This window comes from Nonomuraea sp. NPDC049750 (assembly GCF_040659625.1).
Taxonomy (GTDB): domain Bacteria; phylum Actinomycetota; class Actinomycetes; order Streptosporangiales; family Streptosporangiaceae; genus Nonomuraea.
Genome location: NZ_JBFANB010000002.1, coordinates 423,962 through 439,149, shown reverse-complemented (window position 1 = coordinate 439,149; position 15,188 = coordinate 423,962). Strand labels below are relative to the sequence as shown.

At 71.1% G+C, this 15,188-nt stretch carries 16 protein-coding genes; 8 read left to right on the top strand and 8 right to left on the bottom strand.

Annotated features, from left to right (window positions below):
- The first annotated feature begins 41 nt into the window (after window positions 1-41).
- The 4 genes from AB0J16_RS07270 (at window position 42) to AB0J16_RS07255 (ending at window position 5,045) form a co-directional block, all read left to right on the top strand.
- Window positions 42-2,642: a BTAD domain-containing putative transcriptional regulator gene (locus AB0J16_RS07270; protein WP_358535580.1), complete on the top strand. Its 2,601-nt coding sequence runs from the start codon at window positions 42-44 to the stop codon at window positions 2,640-2,642.
- A 93-nt stretch (window positions 2,643-2,735) separates the two neighbouring features.
- Complete coding sequence (locus AB0J16_RS07265) at window positions 2,736-3,038, top strand: urease subunit gamma (RefSeq protein ID WP_358535578.1); 303 nt, start codon at window positions 2,736-2,738, stop codon at window positions 3,036-3,038.
- Window positions 3,035-3,346: an urease subunit beta gene (locus AB0J16_RS07260; RefSeq protein ID WP_358535576.1), complete on the top strand. Its 312-nt coding sequence runs from the start codon at window positions 3,035-3,037 to the stop codon at window positions 3,344-3,346. Before AB0J16_RS07265 ends, AB0J16_RS07260 begins: the two co-directional genes overlap by 4 nt.
- The gene (locus tag AB0J16_RS07255; RefSeq protein WP_358535574.1) at window positions 3,339-5,045 is read left to right on the top strand and encodes an urease subunit alpha; all 1,707 of its coding nucleotides are present in this window, start codon (window positions 3,339-3,341) and stop codon (window positions 5,043-5,045) included. Before AB0J16_RS07260 ends, AB0J16_RS07255 begins: the two co-directional genes overlap by 8 nt.
- Here the strand turns inward: AB0J16_RS07255 and AB0J16_RS07250 are convergent, their stop codons facing one another.
- Window positions 5,046-6,275, bottom strand: a complete 1,230-nt coding sequence (locus tag AB0J16_RS07250) for a transposase (RefSeq protein ID WP_358535572.1) — start codon at window positions 6,273-6,275, stop codon at window positions 5,046-5,048.
- Between the two features lie 137 nt (window positions 6,276-6,412).
- Here AB0J16_RS07250 and AB0J16_RS07245 point away from each other — a divergent pair, with 137 nt between their 5' ends.
- From AB0J16_RS07245 to AB0J16_RS07230, 4 genes are read left to right on the top strand one after another with little or no spacing between them, the layout of a single operon-like run.
- Window positions 6,413-7,342 (top strand): urease accessory UreF family protein, encoded by a 930-nt coding sequence (locus tag AB0J16_RS07245; RefSeq protein ID WP_358535570.1) that lies wholly within the window; start codon window positions 6,413-6,415, stop codon window positions 7,340-7,342.
- A 12-nt stretch (window positions 7,343-7,354) separates the two neighbouring features.
- Window positions 7,355-8,026 carry an urease accessory protein UreG gene (gene ureG / locus AB0J16_RS07240; RefSeq protein WP_358535568.1) on the top strand — a complete coding sequence of 224 codons (672 nt, stop codon included), beginning with the start codon at window positions 7,355-7,357 and terminating at the stop codon, window positions 8,024-8,026.
- A 13-nt stretch (window positions 8,027-8,039) separates the two neighbouring features.
- Complete coding sequence (locus tag AB0J16_RS07235; RefSeq protein WP_358535566.1) at window positions 8,040-9,083, top strand: urease accessory protein UreD; 1,044 nt, start codon at window positions 8,040-8,042, stop codon at window positions 9,081-9,083.
- A 9-nt stretch (window positions 9,084-9,092) separates the two neighbouring features.
- Window positions 9,093-9,563 (top strand): hypothetical protein, encoded by a 471-nt coding sequence (locus AB0J16_RS07230; RefSeq protein ID WP_358535564.1) that lies wholly within the window; start codon window positions 9,093-9,095, stop codon window positions 9,561-9,563.
- Between the two features lie 51 nt (window positions 9,564-9,614).
- Here the strand turns inward: AB0J16_RS07230 and era are convergent, their stop codons facing one another.
- The 7 genes from era to AB0J16_RS07195 all read right to left on the bottom strand — a co-directional run bounded on the left by era (window position 9,615) and on the right by AB0J16_RS07195 (window position 15,173).
- The gene (era, locus tag AB0J16_RS07225) at window positions 9,615-10,532 is read right to left on the bottom strand and encodes a GTPase Era (RefSeq protein ID WP_358535562.1); all 918 of its coding nucleotides are present in this window, start codon (window positions 10,530-10,532) and stop codon (window positions 9,615-9,617) included.
- Between the two features lie 9 nt (window positions 10,533-10,541).
- Window positions 10,542-11,018, bottom strand: coding sequence for an NUDIX domain-containing protein (locus AB0J16_RS07220; protein WP_358535560.1), 477 nt, complete (start codon window positions 11,016-11,018; stop codon window positions 10,542-10,544).
- A 1-nt stretch (window position 11,019) separates the two neighbouring features.
- Complete coding sequence (locus AB0J16_RS07215) at window positions 11,020-11,340, bottom strand: cytidine deaminase (protein WP_358535558.1); 321 nt, start codon at window positions 11,338-11,340, stop codon at window positions 11,020-11,022.
- Window positions 11,341-11,374: 34 nt separating this feature from the next.
- Window positions 11,375-12,046, bottom strand: a complete 672-nt coding sequence (locus AB0J16_RS07210) for a hypothetical protein (protein WP_358535556.1) — start codon at window positions 12,044-12,046, stop codon at window positions 11,375-11,377.
- 327 nt (window positions 12,047-12,373) lie between these two features.
- Window positions 12,374-13,675: a hemolysin family protein gene (locus AB0J16_RS07205; protein WP_358535554.1), complete on the bottom strand. Its 1,302-nt coding sequence runs from the start codon at window positions 13,673-13,675 to the stop codon at window positions 12,374-12,376.
- Complete coding sequence (gene ybeY / locus AB0J16_RS07200; RefSeq protein WP_358535552.1) at window positions 13,672-14,148, bottom strand: rRNA maturation RNase YbeY; 477 nt, start codon at window positions 14,146-14,148, stop codon at window positions 13,672-13,674. The genes AB0J16_RS07205 and ybeY overlap by 4 nt, the downstream gene beginning before the upstream one ends.
- A complete protein-coding gene (locus tag AB0J16_RS07195) occupies window positions 14,145-15,173 on the bottom strand; it encodes a PhoH family protein (protein ID WP_358535550.1) in 1,029 nt (342 codons plus the stop codon). The genes ybeY and AB0J16_RS07195 overlap by 4 nt, the downstream gene beginning before the upstream one ends.
- Window positions 15,174-15,188 lie beyond the last annotated feature (15 nt).

The following is a 15,188-nucleotide window of genomic DNA, read 5'->3' as shown; positions in this document are numbered from 1 at the left end:
TGTGTAATTGTGGTCGATGTCGTTCTGCTGAGGAAGGCCGCGTGGAATTTCGCATCATGGGTCCGCTGGAAGTGCTCGACGGCGACAGCGACCGCACACCGAGCGCGCCCAAGCACCGCGACCTGCTGGCGATGTTCGTGCTCAACGCGCGCCGCCCGCTCACCGTCGGACGGCTGCGCGGGCTGCTGTGGCCGCGCGAGGGCGGCGACCGGTCCGACTCCCTGGTCCGGGGCTATGTCGGGCAGTTGCGCCAGCTCATCGGCAAGGACGTGATCACCACGGTGTCCGGCACGTACACGCTGGCCATCGGTGCGGAACAGCTCGACGTCGACCGCTTCCGATCGCTGGTGGAGCGGGGCTCGTACCAGGAGGCGCTGGCTCTGTGGCGCGGACCGGCGCTCGAGGACCTCGACCCCGACGGGGAGCGCTGGGTGGAGACGCGGCGGCTGCGCGAGGAGCTGGAGGAGCTGCGGCTGTTCGCCCTGGAACGCCGGGTGCAGCTCGACCTCGACGCCGGCCGTCACCGCGAACTGCTGTCGGAGCTGCGGCGGCTGGCCGGGCAGCATCCGCTCTGGCAGCGCTTCCGCGGCCAGTACATGCTGGCGCTCTACCGGAGCGGGCGGCGGGCGGAGGCCCTTGACGCGTACGCGGCGTTACGTGAGGCGCTCGACGACGGCCACGCGATCGAGCCCGACTCCGACCTGCAGCTGCTCTATCACCGCATGCTGCACGACGACGTGTCGCTGCACGTCTCGGCGGGGCCGCCGGTGCTGCTGCCGCACGACGTGACCGGGTTCACCGGCCGCGCCGACCTCCTCGATCTTGTGGCGGTCGAGCTTGTGGCGGTCGAGCCGATAGCGGGCGGGCAGGTCGTGGTGCACGGGCAGGCGGGCGCGGGCAAGTCGGCGCTGGCCGTGCACGTCGCCTGGCGGGAGCGCGAACGCTTCCCCGACGGGATCCTGTACGCCGACCTGCGCGAGACGACGGCGCCCGCGGCGGTGCTCGAGGACTTCCTGCGCTGGCTGGGCTGCCCGGCCCAGGCCGTCCCCGCCTCGCTCGACGGGCGAGAGCGACTTTTCCGTACGTACGCGGCCAACCGCCGGCTGCTGGTGCTGCTCGACAACGCGTCGGCCGAGAGCCAGGTGCGGCCGCTGCTGACGTCCTGCCCCACGGTCATCACCAGCCGTTCCTCGCTCGGCGGCCTGTCCGGCGCGACCCGCGTGTCCGTAGGCGTGCTCGGCGAGGACGACTCGCTCGACCTGCTCGTCCGCACCTCCGGCCGGGTGGCCGACGAGGCGCTGGGCAGGCTGGCCAGGTTCTGCGGCGGGCTGCCGATCGCGCTGCGCATCGCCGGATCCCGGCTGGCCGCCCGGCCGGGATGGACCGTCGACTACCTGGTCGGCCTGCTGCAGGACGAGCATGAGCGGCTCGACGGGTTGCGCTCCGGCGACCAGGCCGTGCGCAGCGTGCTCGCCATCGGCTACGACGGCCTGCCCGGCCCCGCCAAGGCCACACTGCGCGGGCTCGGCGCGCTGTCGGCGCCGGACTTCGCGGACTGGGTGGCGGAGCTGTTCGGCGGGCAGGCCGAGGCGCTGGTCGACGCCGGGCTGCTGGAGACGCACGTGGTCGACGTGGCCGGGCAGGTGCGTTACCGGCTGCACGACCTGACCCGCCTGTTCGCCCGCGAGCAAGCGGGCCAGGGCGCGCCGGACGCGCTCGTACGGCTGATGGACATGGTCCTGGCCAGGGTCCGGTCCTCGCGCTTCTCGCTGGTCTCCGGCGATCCGGGCACCCTCGTGGCGACCAGGGACATCAGGGAGTCGGTCGAGTGGCTCGCCGCCGAGCGGGCCTTCCTGGTCAGCCTGGTCTCCGACCTCCATCAGGCCGGCCTCGACGACGGCTGCCGACGGCTCGCCCACCTGCTCGGGCCCTACCTCGAACGCCACCGCTTCCTCGACGACTGGCGCCACGTCACGGCGGCGGCGCTGGAGTCCGCGCGGCGCGCGGGCGACACCATGGGCGAGGCGCTGATCCTGCGCGACCTGGGCGACCTGCACCTGGCCGAACGGGAGTGGGACCTGGCGCACGACCGGCTCAGGCTGGCGCTCGGCATGTTCCTGCGCGAGGGACGCACCCGCGACGTCAACCACACCAGGCGGCGCCTCGGCCGCGTCCACCTCGAACGCGACCGGCTGCCCGAGGCCGAGCGCGCCCTGCTCGGCTGCCTGAAGGCGGCGGAGAACGATCGCGACGCCGCCGAAGCGCTGCGCGTGCTGGGCGTGGTCCTGCACCGCGCGGGCCGCCTCGACGAGGCCGCTGACCGCCTCCAGACCGCCGCCGTCCACCTCGCCGCGCTCGGCGACCGCTACCGGCAGGCCGACACGCTCCTGGATCTGTCCTCGGTACGGCTGGCGCAGCACGCGGTCCCCGACGCCAGGACGGCCGCCGAGACGGCCAGAGGGATCGCCGTACGGCTCGGCGACCAGCTGCTCGACGCGTACGCCCTGCTCGCCCTGGCCCGGGTGAACCAGGCGGAGGGCGCGGCGGAGCGGGCCAGGGAGCTGGCGGGGTCGGCGCTGGCGGTCTTTGAGGCGCTGGAGGACGATCTGGGCCGCTCCCAAGCGCTGCCCATGGTGGGGTGAAGCATGGTGGGCTGAGACGGGTGGCCCGAGCGGAAACCGACTCGACATCCCCCGGCAACATCGCGGAAACGGCCGGTTCTTAAGGTCCGGGCCATGCGGCTTACCCCACACGAGCAAGAGCGCCTGCTCATCCACGTCGCCGCCGGGGTGGCCCGGCAGCGTCAGGCCAGGGGCCTGCGCCTCAACCACCCAGAGGCTACCGCGATCATCGCGTCGTTCCTGATGGAGGGGGCAAGGGATGGGCGGACCGTGGCCGATCTGATGGACGCCGGGCGCTCGGTGCTCGGGCGGGACGACGTCATGGAGGGGGTGCCCGAGATGCTGGACTCCGTCCAGATCGAGGCGACCTTCCCCGACGGCACCAAGCTGGTCACCGTGCACAGGCCGATCCCGTGATTCCGGGCGAATATCTGCATCCCGCCGACGACATCCCGCTCAATCCGGGGCGGGCGAGGGTGACGGTCCGGGTCGTCAACACCGCCGACCGGCCGGTCCAGGTCGGGTCGCACTACCACTTCGCCGCCGCCAACCCCGGGCTGGCCTTCGACCGCGACGCCGCCTGGGGGATGCGGCTCGACGTGCCCGCGGGCACCGCGATCAGGTTCGAGCCGGGCGTCGAGCGCGACGTGACCCTGGTGCCGATCGCCGGGCGCCGCGTGGTGCCCGGCCTGCGACCGGAATGGGCGGGCCCCCTCGATGGCTGACATCTCCCGTGCTCGATACGCCGCCCTGTACGGCCCCACCACGGGCGACCGCATCAGGCTGGCCGACACCGACCTGTTCGTCGAGGTCACCGAGGACCTGTCCGTGGGGCCGGCGGGGGCCGGGGACGAGGCGGTGTTCGGCGGCGGCAAGGTGATCCGCGAGTCGATGGGCCAGGCCAGGACGACCCGGGCCGAGGGCGCGCCCGACCTGGTCATCACGGGCGCGGTGATCCTCGACCACTGGGGCGTGGTCAAGGCCGACGTCGGCGTCACCGACGGCCGGATCTCCGCCATCGGCAAGGCCGGCAATCCGGACACCATGGACGGGGTCGACATCGTCATCGGCCCCTCCACCGAGATCCTCAGCGGCAACGGCAAGATCCTCACCGCGGGCGCCGTCGACTCCCACGTGCACCTCATCTGCCCGCAGATCCTCGAGGAGGCGATCGGCGCGGGCGTCACCACCATCGTCGGCGGCGGCACCGGGCCGGTCGAGGGCACCAAGGCCACCACGGTGACCGGCACCTGGTACCTCTCCAGGATGCTGGAGTCGCTCGACTCCTACCCGCTCAACTTCGCGCTGCTCGGCAAGGGCAACACGGTGAGCGCCGAGGGCCTGGTCGAACAGCTCGAAGCGGGCGCCTCGGGGTTCAAGCTGCACGAGGACTGGGGCTCCACGCCGGCCGCGATCGACGCCTGCCTGAAGGTGGCCGACGCGCACGGCGTACAGGTGACGATCCACACCGACACGCTCAACGAGGCCGGGTTCGTCGAGTCGACGCTGGCCGCCATCGGCGACCGGACGATTCACGCCTATCACACAGAAGGGGCGGGGGGCGGGCACGCGCCCGACATCATCAGGATGGCGTCGTTCGCCAACGTCCTGCCCTCCTCCACGAACCCCACCAGGCCCCACACCATCAACACGCTCGACGAACACCTCGACATGCTGATGGTCTGCCACCACCTGAACCCGTCGATCCCGGAGGACCTGGCCTTCGCCGAGTCCCGGATCCGGCCCACCACGATGGCCGCCGAGGACGTCCTGCACGACCTGGGGGCGATCTCGATGATCGGCTCCGACTCGCAGGCGATGGGCCGCGTCGGCGAGACGATCATCCGTACCTGGCAGACGGCGCACGTCATGAAGCGCCGCCGCGGCGCTCTGGGCGGTCCCGCCGACAACCTCCGCGCCCGCCGCTACATCGCGAAATATACGATCTGCCCGGCCATCGCCCACGGCCTCGACGCGGAACTCGGCTCCGTCGAACGCGGCAAGCTCGCCGACCTCGTCCTCTGGGACCCGGCGTTCTTCGGCGTCAAGCCCACGCTGGTGCTCAAGGGCGGCGTGGTGGCCTGGGCCCAGATGGGCGACGCGAACGCCTCCATCCCCACGCCGCAGCCGGTGCTGCCCCGCCCGATGTTCGGCGCCGCCCCGGCCACGGCCGCCGCCACCTCGCTGCACTTCGTCTCACCCCTCGCCCTCGACGCGGGCCTCGCCGACCGCCTCGCGGTCCGTCGCCGCCTGGTCGCCGTGGCGGACGTACGAGGGCGGGGCAAGGACGCCATGCCGCTCAACGACGCGCTGCCCCGGATCGACGTGGCCCCGGACACGTTCGAGGTACGCGTGGACGGCGACCTGATCGAACCCGCGCCCGCCGAGACACTCCCGATGACCCAGCGCTACTTCCTGTTCTGATCAACTACCACCGGGTGAAGCTGGTGGTTTGCTCTCGCGGTCCCGTCTGGGTGAAGGGAGGCCGGTAGCGTGTGGCTGGTTGATGGCAGCCCAGCCCGCGATGCCGCGTGTGGCGATGTTGCGGGCTGCGATGTGGTCGGCGTGCCCAGCGAGGCCACACCTTTTGCAGACGAACCGGCCCCGTGCCGGCCGATTCGCCCGGCTGACGTCCCCGCAGTCCGGGCATGCCTGCGAGGTGTAGGCGGGGTCGACCAGGACGAAGGCGACTCCGGCTCGGGCGGCCTTGTAGCGGGTGAAGGCGATCTGCTGGGCGAACGCCCAGCTGTGCAGGGTACGCCGCTGGAACCGATGAGCCCTTACCCGTCCGCGGATGCCCTGCAGATCCTCCAGGGCGACACCAAGGCCGGTGCGTTCGGCTTCACGCACCACAAACTTGCTGATCTGGTGGTTGAGGTCGGTCATCATCCGGTGCTCACGACCGGACAGGCGGCGCAGCACCCGCCGCGCCGCAGGCGTGCCCTTCTTCTGCAGGCGTCGGCGTTGCCGGTGCCGCCGCTCCCGCAGGGTGCGGACGTGGCCGTTACCGCCGACCGGCTCCGACAGCGCGGGTCCGGGCAACACCGCACCATCGGAGGTGACCGCAAGGTTCGCCACCCCTTGATCCACCCCGACAAAGCCGTCGACCGGCTCACGCACCACCGGTTGGGGCAGAGTGAGGGCGACCTGGAGCAGCCAGACGCCGCGTCGGCAGATCAGGTCCGCCTCCCCTCTCGGCAGCGTGTCGATGGCTTTGAGGTCTTCTGGTCGGCCGGTGTAGGGGATGGTGACGCGGCCGGTGGGAGTCCACAGCGACACCGTTCGGGCATCACGATTGAAGCTCATCAGCCGGGCGTCGTACGGGACGGCGCCCTGCGGGCGGAAGATGTGCGCGCGTTTCTTGCTGGCGCGCCGGTTGGCATACGCGCCCGCGACCCGGGCGATCGCCCGCACGGCCGCCTGCGCGCCCAACCCGGCCACCTGCCCGCGCACCTCGTAGTAGGCCAGCCGATGCAGCTCCACCACGGTAAAGACGCGGTGCTGCCAGGCCAGGCGGGAGACGACGGTCGCCGCCTGGTTGCACACCTGCACCGCTACCGCCAGGGCGTCGACCTGGGCCGGGGTGGGTGTGAGCCGGAGCTGCACGGTCGTGGGCAGGCCGTGGCGTTTGGTGGCGGAGCGGCGGATCGCCATCGCACACCTCCTGTCACAGCGTCCTCACCCACCGCACACATTGCCGAACGTGACCGAGTCTTTCCATACTGTTTTCGAAAGGAGGGGTGGCGCTTTCTCCCGGTCCTGAAGGACCGGGTCTCCGCGCCACCATTCAGATGAACCCCGCGCTCCTGCTCCTCACCGACTCCCGGCTCCCGGCCGGGGGCCACGCCCACTCGGGCGGCACCGAACAGGTGATCGCCACGGGCGCGGTCCACGACCTGGCGTCCCTGGCCGCCTTCCTGAGGGGCCGCCTGCGCACCTCCGGGCACGTCGCCGCCGCCCTCGCCGCCTCCGCCTGCGCCTTGGGCAAGGAGAGCTCGCGTACGGAGGCTTGCGCGCGGGCACGGTCGCAGGAGAGTTCAGGGACGGAGGGTTCCGCGCGGGCCCGGCCAGAGGCGTTCGGCGCGTTGTGGAGCCTCCTGGACGCGGAGGCCGACGCCCGAACCGCCTCCCCAGCCCAGCGGACCGCCTCCAGGACCCAGGGCAGGCTGCTCCTGCGGGTGGCCCGCCGCCTGTGGCCGTCGCCCACGCCCGACGACCCGGTGGCCGGACCGAATCCTGGTCATTCCGTCGCGCTAGACGACCTGGCGGCGGGCGTACCGAATCGCCGTCACGCCGTCGCGCTCGGCCACCTGGCGCTGGCCGTACCGAATCCCCATCACCCCATTGCGCTCGGCGCGGCGGCGCACGCGGCGGGAGGGTCGCCCGAGGACGCCGCTCTGGCGGCGGCCTACCACGCGATCACCGGCCCGGCCACGGCGGCGGTCCGTCTGCTCGGCCTGGACCCGGTCGCGGTCCACGGCCTGCTCGCCGACCTGGCCCCGGACCTCGCCGCCACGGCTTCCGACGCCACGCCGTCCGACCTGCCCCCGGACCTCGCCACCGCTGCCTCTGACATCACCCCGTCCGACCTCACCACCACCGCTTCTGACGCCACCGGGTACGGCCGGCTCTGGGCCGAGCTGCCCGCCCGGTCCGCCCCCGCGCTGGACCTGCTGGCCGAGCGGCATGCGGGGGCCAAGGTCAGATTGTTCGTCTCCTAGGAAGGACACGCCATGGGCGCCAATCACGACGACCATCACCACGCGCCCGCCCACCACGGCAGAGCGCTCCGCCTCGGCGTGGGCGGGCCGGTGGGCAGCGGCAAGACGGCCCTGGTCGCCGCCCTGTGCCGCGCGCTCGGCGGCTCCCTGCGGCTGGGTGTGGTGACCAACGACATCTACACGACCGAGGACGCCGACTTCCTGCGCCGGGCCGGGGTACTCGACCAGGAACGCATCCTCGCCGTCGAGACCGGCTGCTGCCCCCACACGGCCATCCGCGACGACATCGCCGCGAACCTCGACGCCGTGGAGACCCTGGAGGACCGGTTCGGCCCGCTGGACCTGGTGATCGTGGAGAGTGGCGGGGACAACCTGACGGCGACGTTCAGCCGTGGCTTGGCCGACCGGCAGATCTTCGTCCTGGACGTGTCGGGTGGCGACAAGGTCCCCCGCAAGGGCGGGCCGGGAGTGACCTCCGCCGACCTGCTGGTGATCAACAAAACGGACCTGGCACCGCTGGTGGACGCCGACCTGGACGTGATGGCCCGCGACGCAGCGGCGGTACGCGGCGACAAACCCGTCCTGTTCACCTCGATCCGGCAGGACCCCTCGGCGTCGTCCGTGGCGGCCTGGGTCTCCGAACAGGCCCTTTCCTGGCCCCACGAGCCCGTCTCAGCGGCATGAAGGCCGTCGCCCTATGACTGACACCGGCTTGCCCGAGACAGCGTCAGAGACCTCGTCAGACGCCCAGGAGGGCACGTCGGCGAACACCCTCGCGGCCACCGGGCGGCAAGCGACGCAGGCTCCGGGAGGCGTCAGGCAGCGGGCCCAGGCAGAGGCCGGGCGGGCGATGCAGGTCCAGACCGGTGTCAGGCAGCGGGCGACGCAGGCTCCGGCGGGCGTTGGGCGGCGGGCGATGCGGGCTCGGGCGGCCGTCGCGACATCCCTGGCCGGTGGCCGGACGGTCATCAGCGGGCTGAGCTCGGCACCGCCCCTGACGTTGCGGCAGACGGGGCCGCGGACCGTGCACCTGGTCTCCACGGCGGCCGGCCCGCTCGGCGGCGATCGGCTCGAACTCGACCTCGACATCGCTTCCGGCACCAGCCTCGAGGTCGGGTCGGTGGCCGGCACGCTGGTGCTGCCCGGCGACGGCGAGTCCGTCATGGTGATCTCCGCGCACGTCGGGGCGGGCGCCACACTCCGCTTCGCGCCGCAGCCGACGGTGCTCGCCGCCGGATGCGCCCACCGCCTCGTGGTACGGCTTACGCTGGCGGCGGGCGCGCGGGTGTTCTGGCGCGAGGAGATCGTCTTCGGCCGGTACGGCGAGGCGCCGGGCCGCTGCCACGCCCGCTTCGACGCGACGTACGACGGCCGTCCCTTGCTCAGGCAGGAGTACACGGTCGGCGACCCGGCCACCGACGCCTCCCCCGCCGTCTACGGCGACGCCCGCTGCGTCGGCACCACCCTGATCGCCCCACCCTTGATCGCCCCGCCCGTGGGCACCCCGCCCGTGGGCACCGTGCCCCAGATCACCCCGCCACAGGACACCCCGCCCCTGATCACCCCGTCGGAAGCCGCCTCAGGGGCCGTGGTCGCGGAAGGGGTGGCCGTGTTGCCGCTGGCCGGACCGGGTGTGCTGGTGTCCGCGCTGGCCGCCGACGCCGTCGCGTTGCGCCGGCGTCTGGAGTGGGGTGAGGGTGTGGCCCTCAGTAGCCTGGCAGGAGCCGCGCGCCCGACCTAAGGTGATCGGGTGGCCGACTCTCTCTCACCGAGCCCCGCGAAGCCCATGGCGCGGCGTGGCTACGCGTTCGTCATCGCGGTGGCCGGGGCGCTGCTGGTGTTCTGCGCGTTCCTGCCGTGGACGGGGATCGAGGCCAGGCTCGGTGCCATCGGCGGCGTGTCCAACGACATCCGGGGCATCGACGACAGCCTTGGCGTGTACGCGCTCATCGCGGGGATCGCCACGCTGGCGCTCGGGGTCGCGGGCGTGTTCGGCCGGCCCAGGGTGGCCGCGCTGGCCGTCATCCCGGGGGCGGTGGCGACGATCGTGCTGGTGATGTTCGTGGTCGATCCGCCCGGTGTCGGCAATGGGGTCTCCGTCGATCTCGGGTTCCTGTCGATCGAGCCGGGCATCCGTTACGGCTGGTTCGCCGCACTGGCCTGCGCCCTCGCCGCGGTCGCCCTCGCCGTCCTGTCACTGGTCCGCGGCCGTCAGGCGTGAAAAGGCCCGTGGATCGTGAAACGCCCGTGGCGTCCGTCGTGACAGGGTCTGTCAGTCGTAGAAGCCCAGGCGGCGCAGCTGCTTGGGGTCGCGCTGCCAGTCCTTGGCCACGCTGATCCGCAGGTCGAGATAGACCCGAGTGCCCAGCAGCCCCTCGATCTGGGCGCGTGCCCGCGTCCCGACGTCGCGCAGGCGTTCGCCCTTGTGGCCGATCACGATCGCCTTCTGCGAGGGCCGTTCGACGAACATGTGCGCGTAGATGTCGAGCAGATCATCCCGCCCTTCGCGCGGCATCATCTCGTCGACCACCACGGCGATCGAGTGCGGCAGCTCGTCGCGTACCCCTTCCAGCGCCGCCTCCCTGATCAGCTCCCCCACCAGCACCTGCTCGGGCTCGTCGGTGAGCTGCCCGCCCGGGTAGAGCGGCGGCGACTCCGGCAGGTGCTCGATCAGTACCTCGGCCAGCACGTCGAGCTGCTCACCCGACTGCGCCGACACCGGGACGATCGCCGCGAACTCCGCCACCTGCGACAGCGCCAGGAGCTGCTGCGCGATCTGCTCCTTGGAGGCCAGGTCGCACTTGGTGAGTACGGCGACGACCGGCGTCTTCTTCACGGCCGAGAGCTTGTCGGCGATGAAGCGGTCGCCCTTGCCGATGGGCTCGTTGGCGGGTACGCAGAAGCCGATCACGTCGACCTCGGTCAGCGTGGACAGCACGAGGCTGTCGAGCCGCTCGCCGAGCAGGGTGCGGGGGCGGTGCAGGCCGGGGGTGTCGACGATGACGATCTGGGCCTCGGGCCGGTGCACGATGCCCCGGATGACGCGCCGGGTCGTCTGCGGCTTGGATGAGGTGATCGCCACTTTCGTGCCGACCAAGGCGTTCATCAGCGTGGACTTGCCGACGTTCGGCCTCCCAACGAAGCAGGCGAATCCGGCGCGATGGCTGTCTGGCGAAGTCACATAGTGCATTGTGGCCTATCAAACGCCCTGTTGACGCCACCAGGCAAACGCGTCGGGCAGCACCAACGGCATCCAGGTGGTCGTGGTCAGGCCGGCGATCTCCGGCTCGGTCGCCCACCGGGCGTCGGTGATCTCGTCGCCGTCGGGGGTGGGCGTGCCCGACTCGATGACGCAGGCGTACACGGCGATGACGTACGCGCACTGGTGCCCGTTGGGGTAGACGGTGCGGAATTCGGGCCCGCCGTACACACCGATCAGGCCGCGCGGCGCGACGTCTATGCGGAGTTCTTCCTGAAGCTCTCTGACCAGGGCGTCCTCGGGGCGTTCGTCGGGGTCGACGCCGCCGCCGGGCGCGGCCCACAGGCCCACGTCGCCGTGACACGCCATGAGCGCCCGGCCCGCCGAGTCGAACACGAAGCCGCAGACCGACGGAAGCATCAGCAGATCGGAACCGACCTTGGCCCGCACCGCGGCCAAATGCGGCGAAATCGCCACGTCAGCTCCTCAGCGTGCCGTCGGGCCCGGCCACCAGCAGCGCCTTGACGCCCAGCTCGGCGGCCACCGCCTCGTCCTCGGCGCTCGGCCCGTCGCCCGCCGTGACCAGCGCCGCCGCCTCCAGCGTCTGCGCGCCGCTGGAGATGGCCGTGGCGACCGCCACCTGCACCGCGGAGAGCGTGAGGGAGGAGAGCGCGACGTTCGTGGCGGAGTAGGTGCGCCCGGTCTCATCGCGTACGGCGGCGCCTTCGGCCGAGCCGTTGCGCGCCCTGGCCGCCCGCGCGAGCGTAATGATCTTGCTGTCTTCTGGATCGAGAGTCACGAACTCTAGGTTAGGCGCTGACCATCCCCACAGGTTAAGCACTGACCATCCCCACAGCGGCGCTGAGCACCTGCCGGGTACGCTCCGGGTCCACCTTGGCGATGCCCGTGTGCACGACGGACACCAGCGTGTCACCCGAGCGGGCGAGCATCACATCCAGCGCGTACGGGTAGCCGTTCAGCCGCCCGCGCAGCTCCGCGCCCACCACCTCGTCGCCCACGTCCTCGACCGGCAGCATCGTCAGCCGCAACCGGGTGCCACCACCCGCCCGCACCGCCCGGCACGCCTCCAGCGCCTCGGTCAGCTCCTCGATGCGCCCCTCCGCCTCCGAGCCCGCGTAGCGCGCCAGGCCCACCCCGGCCACCTCGCCCAGCTCGTCCCCCTCGAAGCTGGCCGCCGCCTGCGCCGTCAGCGCCAGCGCCGGCGCCCGCCCCGCGGCCGGATCCAGCGCGGCCCGGCAGTTGTGGTCCGCCGCCGCGAACGGCACCCGCCACGGCTCCTCCGACCGGGCGGAGAAGCCGTCAGGCAGCTGCGGATCCTTGTTCAGCGCCTCGCGCAGCCGGGCCATGGCCTGGACGTCGACGTAACTCTCGGCCGGCCCGCCGCCGCATCCGGCGAGCAGCCCGCCCATGACGGCCAGGACGATAATCCCGCGTTTGGTGATCCCTCGTTCGGTGATCCCTCGTTCGGTGATCCCGCGTTCCATGATTCCCCCCGGTTCGCAACGTCCCCGGGCGACGAATACGGCAATCCACCAGAGTCACCAACAAAGCCCCAAACGCTAAAAGGGGGTTCTCGTCCGGCTTACCGGACGTGAACCCCCTTTACGCCGAGCAACGTCACGATCGGCTAGCAGACCGAGACGTTGTCGTCCCCCCAGGGGCATCCTCCCGCCGCGAACCCCACCCGGCGTTCGGATGCTCCCCCAGTGACACCCACCGCACTGGGGTGTCGGGATTAAGGCTGTCGTACGCCGCTTGCAACAGACTTGTAGAACACTTGCCATATCCATCGCAAAAGGGTCAGCGCGCTGTCAGTCGTGCTCGGCGGCGGCGGGTACGACATCACCCTCATGCGGAGCCACCCTGCGGACGACCACGGTGCTGATCCGGTTACGGCGCCCGGCGAGGCTCTCGGCCGTCAACTGGAGCCCGGCCATCTCCGCCTGAGAGCCCGCGATCGGCACCCGGCCCAGCGCGTGGGCGAGCAGCCCGCCGACGGTCTCGACGTCGTCGACCTCGATCTCGGTGTGGAACAGCTCGGCTAGCTCGTCGACCGGCATCCGGGCCGTCACCCGGAGCCCGCCGTCGGGCATGGTCTCGACGCGGGGCGCCTCCCGGTCGTATTCGTCGGCGATCTCGCCCACGATCTCCTCGAGCACGTCCTCGATCGTGACCAGGCCGGCCGTCCCGCCGTATTCGTCGATGACGATGGCCAGGTGGATCTGCCTGGCCTGCATCTCGCGCAGGAGCTGGTCGATCGGCTTGCTCTCGGGGACGTAGGTGGCCGGGCGCATGATCGACTCGACCTTCTCCTCACCGCCGTCCTCCCCCGAGTCCGACTCGTGCACCCTGCGGGTGACGTCCTTGAGGTAGGCGATGCCGATGACGTCGTCCTCGTTCTCACCCACGACGGGGATGCGGGAGAAGCCGCTGCGCAGCGCCAGCGACAGCGCCTGGCTGAGCGTCTTGCCCCGCTCGATGAAGACCATGTCGGTGCGCGGCACCATGACCTCGCGTACGAGCGTGTCACCCAGCTCGAAGACCGAGTGGATCATCTCCCGCTCGTCGGGCTCGATCATCCGCCGTTCCTCGGCCAGGTCGACCAGGTCGCGCAGCTCCGCCTCGGAGGTGAACGGGCCGTCGCGGAACCCCTTGCCGGGGGTCAGCGCGTTGCCGAGCAGGATGAGCAGCTTGGGCAGCGGGCCGAAGATCCGGGTCAGGCCGTAGACGATGGGGGCGCTGGCCAGCGCGATCGGCTCGGCGTGCTGGCGGCCGAGGGTGCGGGGCGAGACGCCGACGATCACGTAGCTGACCACGATCATGACGGCGGCCGCGCACACGTACGCCCAGCCCTGGTCGTGCATCAGGTCGATGAACAGCAGCGTCGCGATCACCGTGGCGATCAGCTCGCAGCTCAGCCGGAGCAGGAGCAGCAGGTTGAGATAGCGCGGCGGGTCGTTGACGATGGCCCGCAGCCGCTCGGCGCCACGCCGCCCCTCGCGCACGAACTCCTCCGCACGCACCCTGGAGATGCGCGTCAGTGCCGTTTCCGCACTGGCGATCAGGCCACCGATCACCACGAGGGCGATGGCCAGAGGCAACCAGGCGTTCACCGCGGGCTGCGCACCTCCCGCCACGACTCGAGGAGCCGGGCCTGCAGGCCGAACATCTCCTTGTGCTCCTCAGGCTCGGCGTGGTCGTAGCCGAGCAGGTGGAGGATGCCATGCGTGCACAGCAACTCCAGCTCCTCCTGCGCGCTGTGACCGGCCTCCTCCGCCTGCCGGGCGGCCACCGGCGGGCAGAGCACCACGTCGCCGAGCAGCGCCGGGTCGGCGGCGGTGTCGGCGTCGCCGCGCGCCCCGCCTCCCGGTCGCAGCTCGTCCATGGGGAAGGCGAGCACGTCGGTCGGACCCGGCTCGCCCATCCACTTCTCGTGCAGCTCGGCCATCGTGCGCTCGTCGATCACCACGATCGACAGCTCGGCGAGCGGGTTGATGCCCATCTCACCCAGCACGTGCGTGGCCAGCTCGACCAGGCCCTGCTCACCGACCTCGGCGCCCGACTCGTTATTGATCTCGATGCTCAACGTCTTTTCCCCCGATGCTGGATCTGCTTCGGCTCCTGAAGCGCGTCGTAGCGGCCGTAGGCGTCGACGATCTCGCTCACCAGCTTGTGGCGGACCACGTCGGCGCTGGTCAGCCGGGAGAAGTGGATGTCGTTGATGCCATCGAGGATCTCCTGGACCACCCGCAGGCCGCTGACCGTGCCCGAGGGCAGGTCGACTTGCGTGACGTCACCGGTCACCACGATCTTGGAATTGAAGCCGAGCCTGGTCAGGAACATCTTCATCTGCTCGGCCGAGGAGTTTTGCGCCTCATCTAGGATGATAAAAGCGTCATTAAGCGTGCGACCGCGCATATATGCGAGCGGTGCCACCTCGATCGTGCCCGCCGCCATCAGCTTGGGGATCGACTCGGGGTCCAGCATGTCGTGCAGCGCGTCGTACAGGGGGCGCAGGTAGGGGTCGATCTTCTCGTAGAGCGTGCCCGGCAGGAAGCCGAGCCGCTCCCCCGCCTCCACGGCGGGCCGCGTCAGGATGATGCGGTTGACCCGCTTCTCCTGCAGCGCACGTACGGCCTTGGCCATCGCGAGATAGGTCTTGCCGGTGCCCGCCGGACCGATGCCGAACACGACCGTGAACTGGTCGATGGCGTCGACGTAGCGCTTCTGGTTGACGGTCTTGGGCCGGATCGTCCGGCCGCGTGAGGACAGGATGTCGAGCGACAACACCTCGGCCGGGCGGTCGGACGTCATGCGCAGCATGGCGATGCTCCGCTCGACCGCGTCGGCGGTCAGCTCGCCGCCATTGCGCAGCACCTCGACCAGCTCCTCGAACAGGCGCACGACGGCGCCGCTCTCGTCAGGGCTGCCGGTGACGGTGATCTCGTTGCCACGCACGTGGATGTCGGCCCTGAACGCACCCTCGATGACGCGCAGCAGCTCGTCACGGGAGCCCAGGAGGCTGACCATTGGGTATTCGTCCGGTATCAGCACCTTGGCTTGAGTGCGCGAGGGAGGTGCCGTTCTTCGGGATTCATGTAGTTCGGACATGGGCAGGCCAGCGGC

Bases quoted from the DNA above. Each gene is read 5' to 3' on its own strand.
- AB0J16_RS07265 (WP_358535578.1), top strand. From the start codon at position 2,736: ATGCGGCTTACCCCACACGAGCAAGAGCGCCTGCTCATCCACGTCGCC.
- AB0J16_RS07255 (WP_358535574.1), top strand. From the start codon at position 3,339: ATGGCTGACATCTCCCGTGCTCGATACGCCGCCCTGTACGGCCCCACC.
- AB0J16_RS07250 (WP_358535572.1), bottom strand. From the start codon at position 6,275: ATGGCGATCCGCCGCTCCGCCACCAAACGCCACGGCCTGCCCACGACC.
- AB0J16_RS07245 (WP_358535570.1), top strand. From the start codon at position 6,413: ATGAACCCCGCGCTCCTGCTCCTCACCGACTCCCGGCTCCCGGCCGGG.
- ureG (WP_358535568.1), top strand. From the start codon at position 7,355: ATGGGCGCCAATCACGACGACCATCACCACGCGCCCGCCCACCACGGC.
- AB0J16_RS07235 (WP_358535566.1), top strand. From the start codon at position 8,040: ATGACTGACACCGGCTTGCCCGAGACAGCGTCAGAGACCTCGTCAGAC.
- era (WP_358535562.1), bottom strand. From the start codon at position 10,532: ATGCACTATGTGACTTCGCCAGACAGCCATCGCGCCGGATTCGCCTGC.
- AB0J16_RS07210 (WP_358535556.1), bottom strand. From the start codon at position 12,046: ATGGAACGCGGGATCACCGAACGAGGGATCACCGAACGAGGGATCACC.
- AB0J16_RS07195 (WP_358535550.1), bottom strand. From the start codon at position 15,173: ATGTCCGAACTACATGAATCCCGAAGAACGGCACCTCCCTCGCGCACT.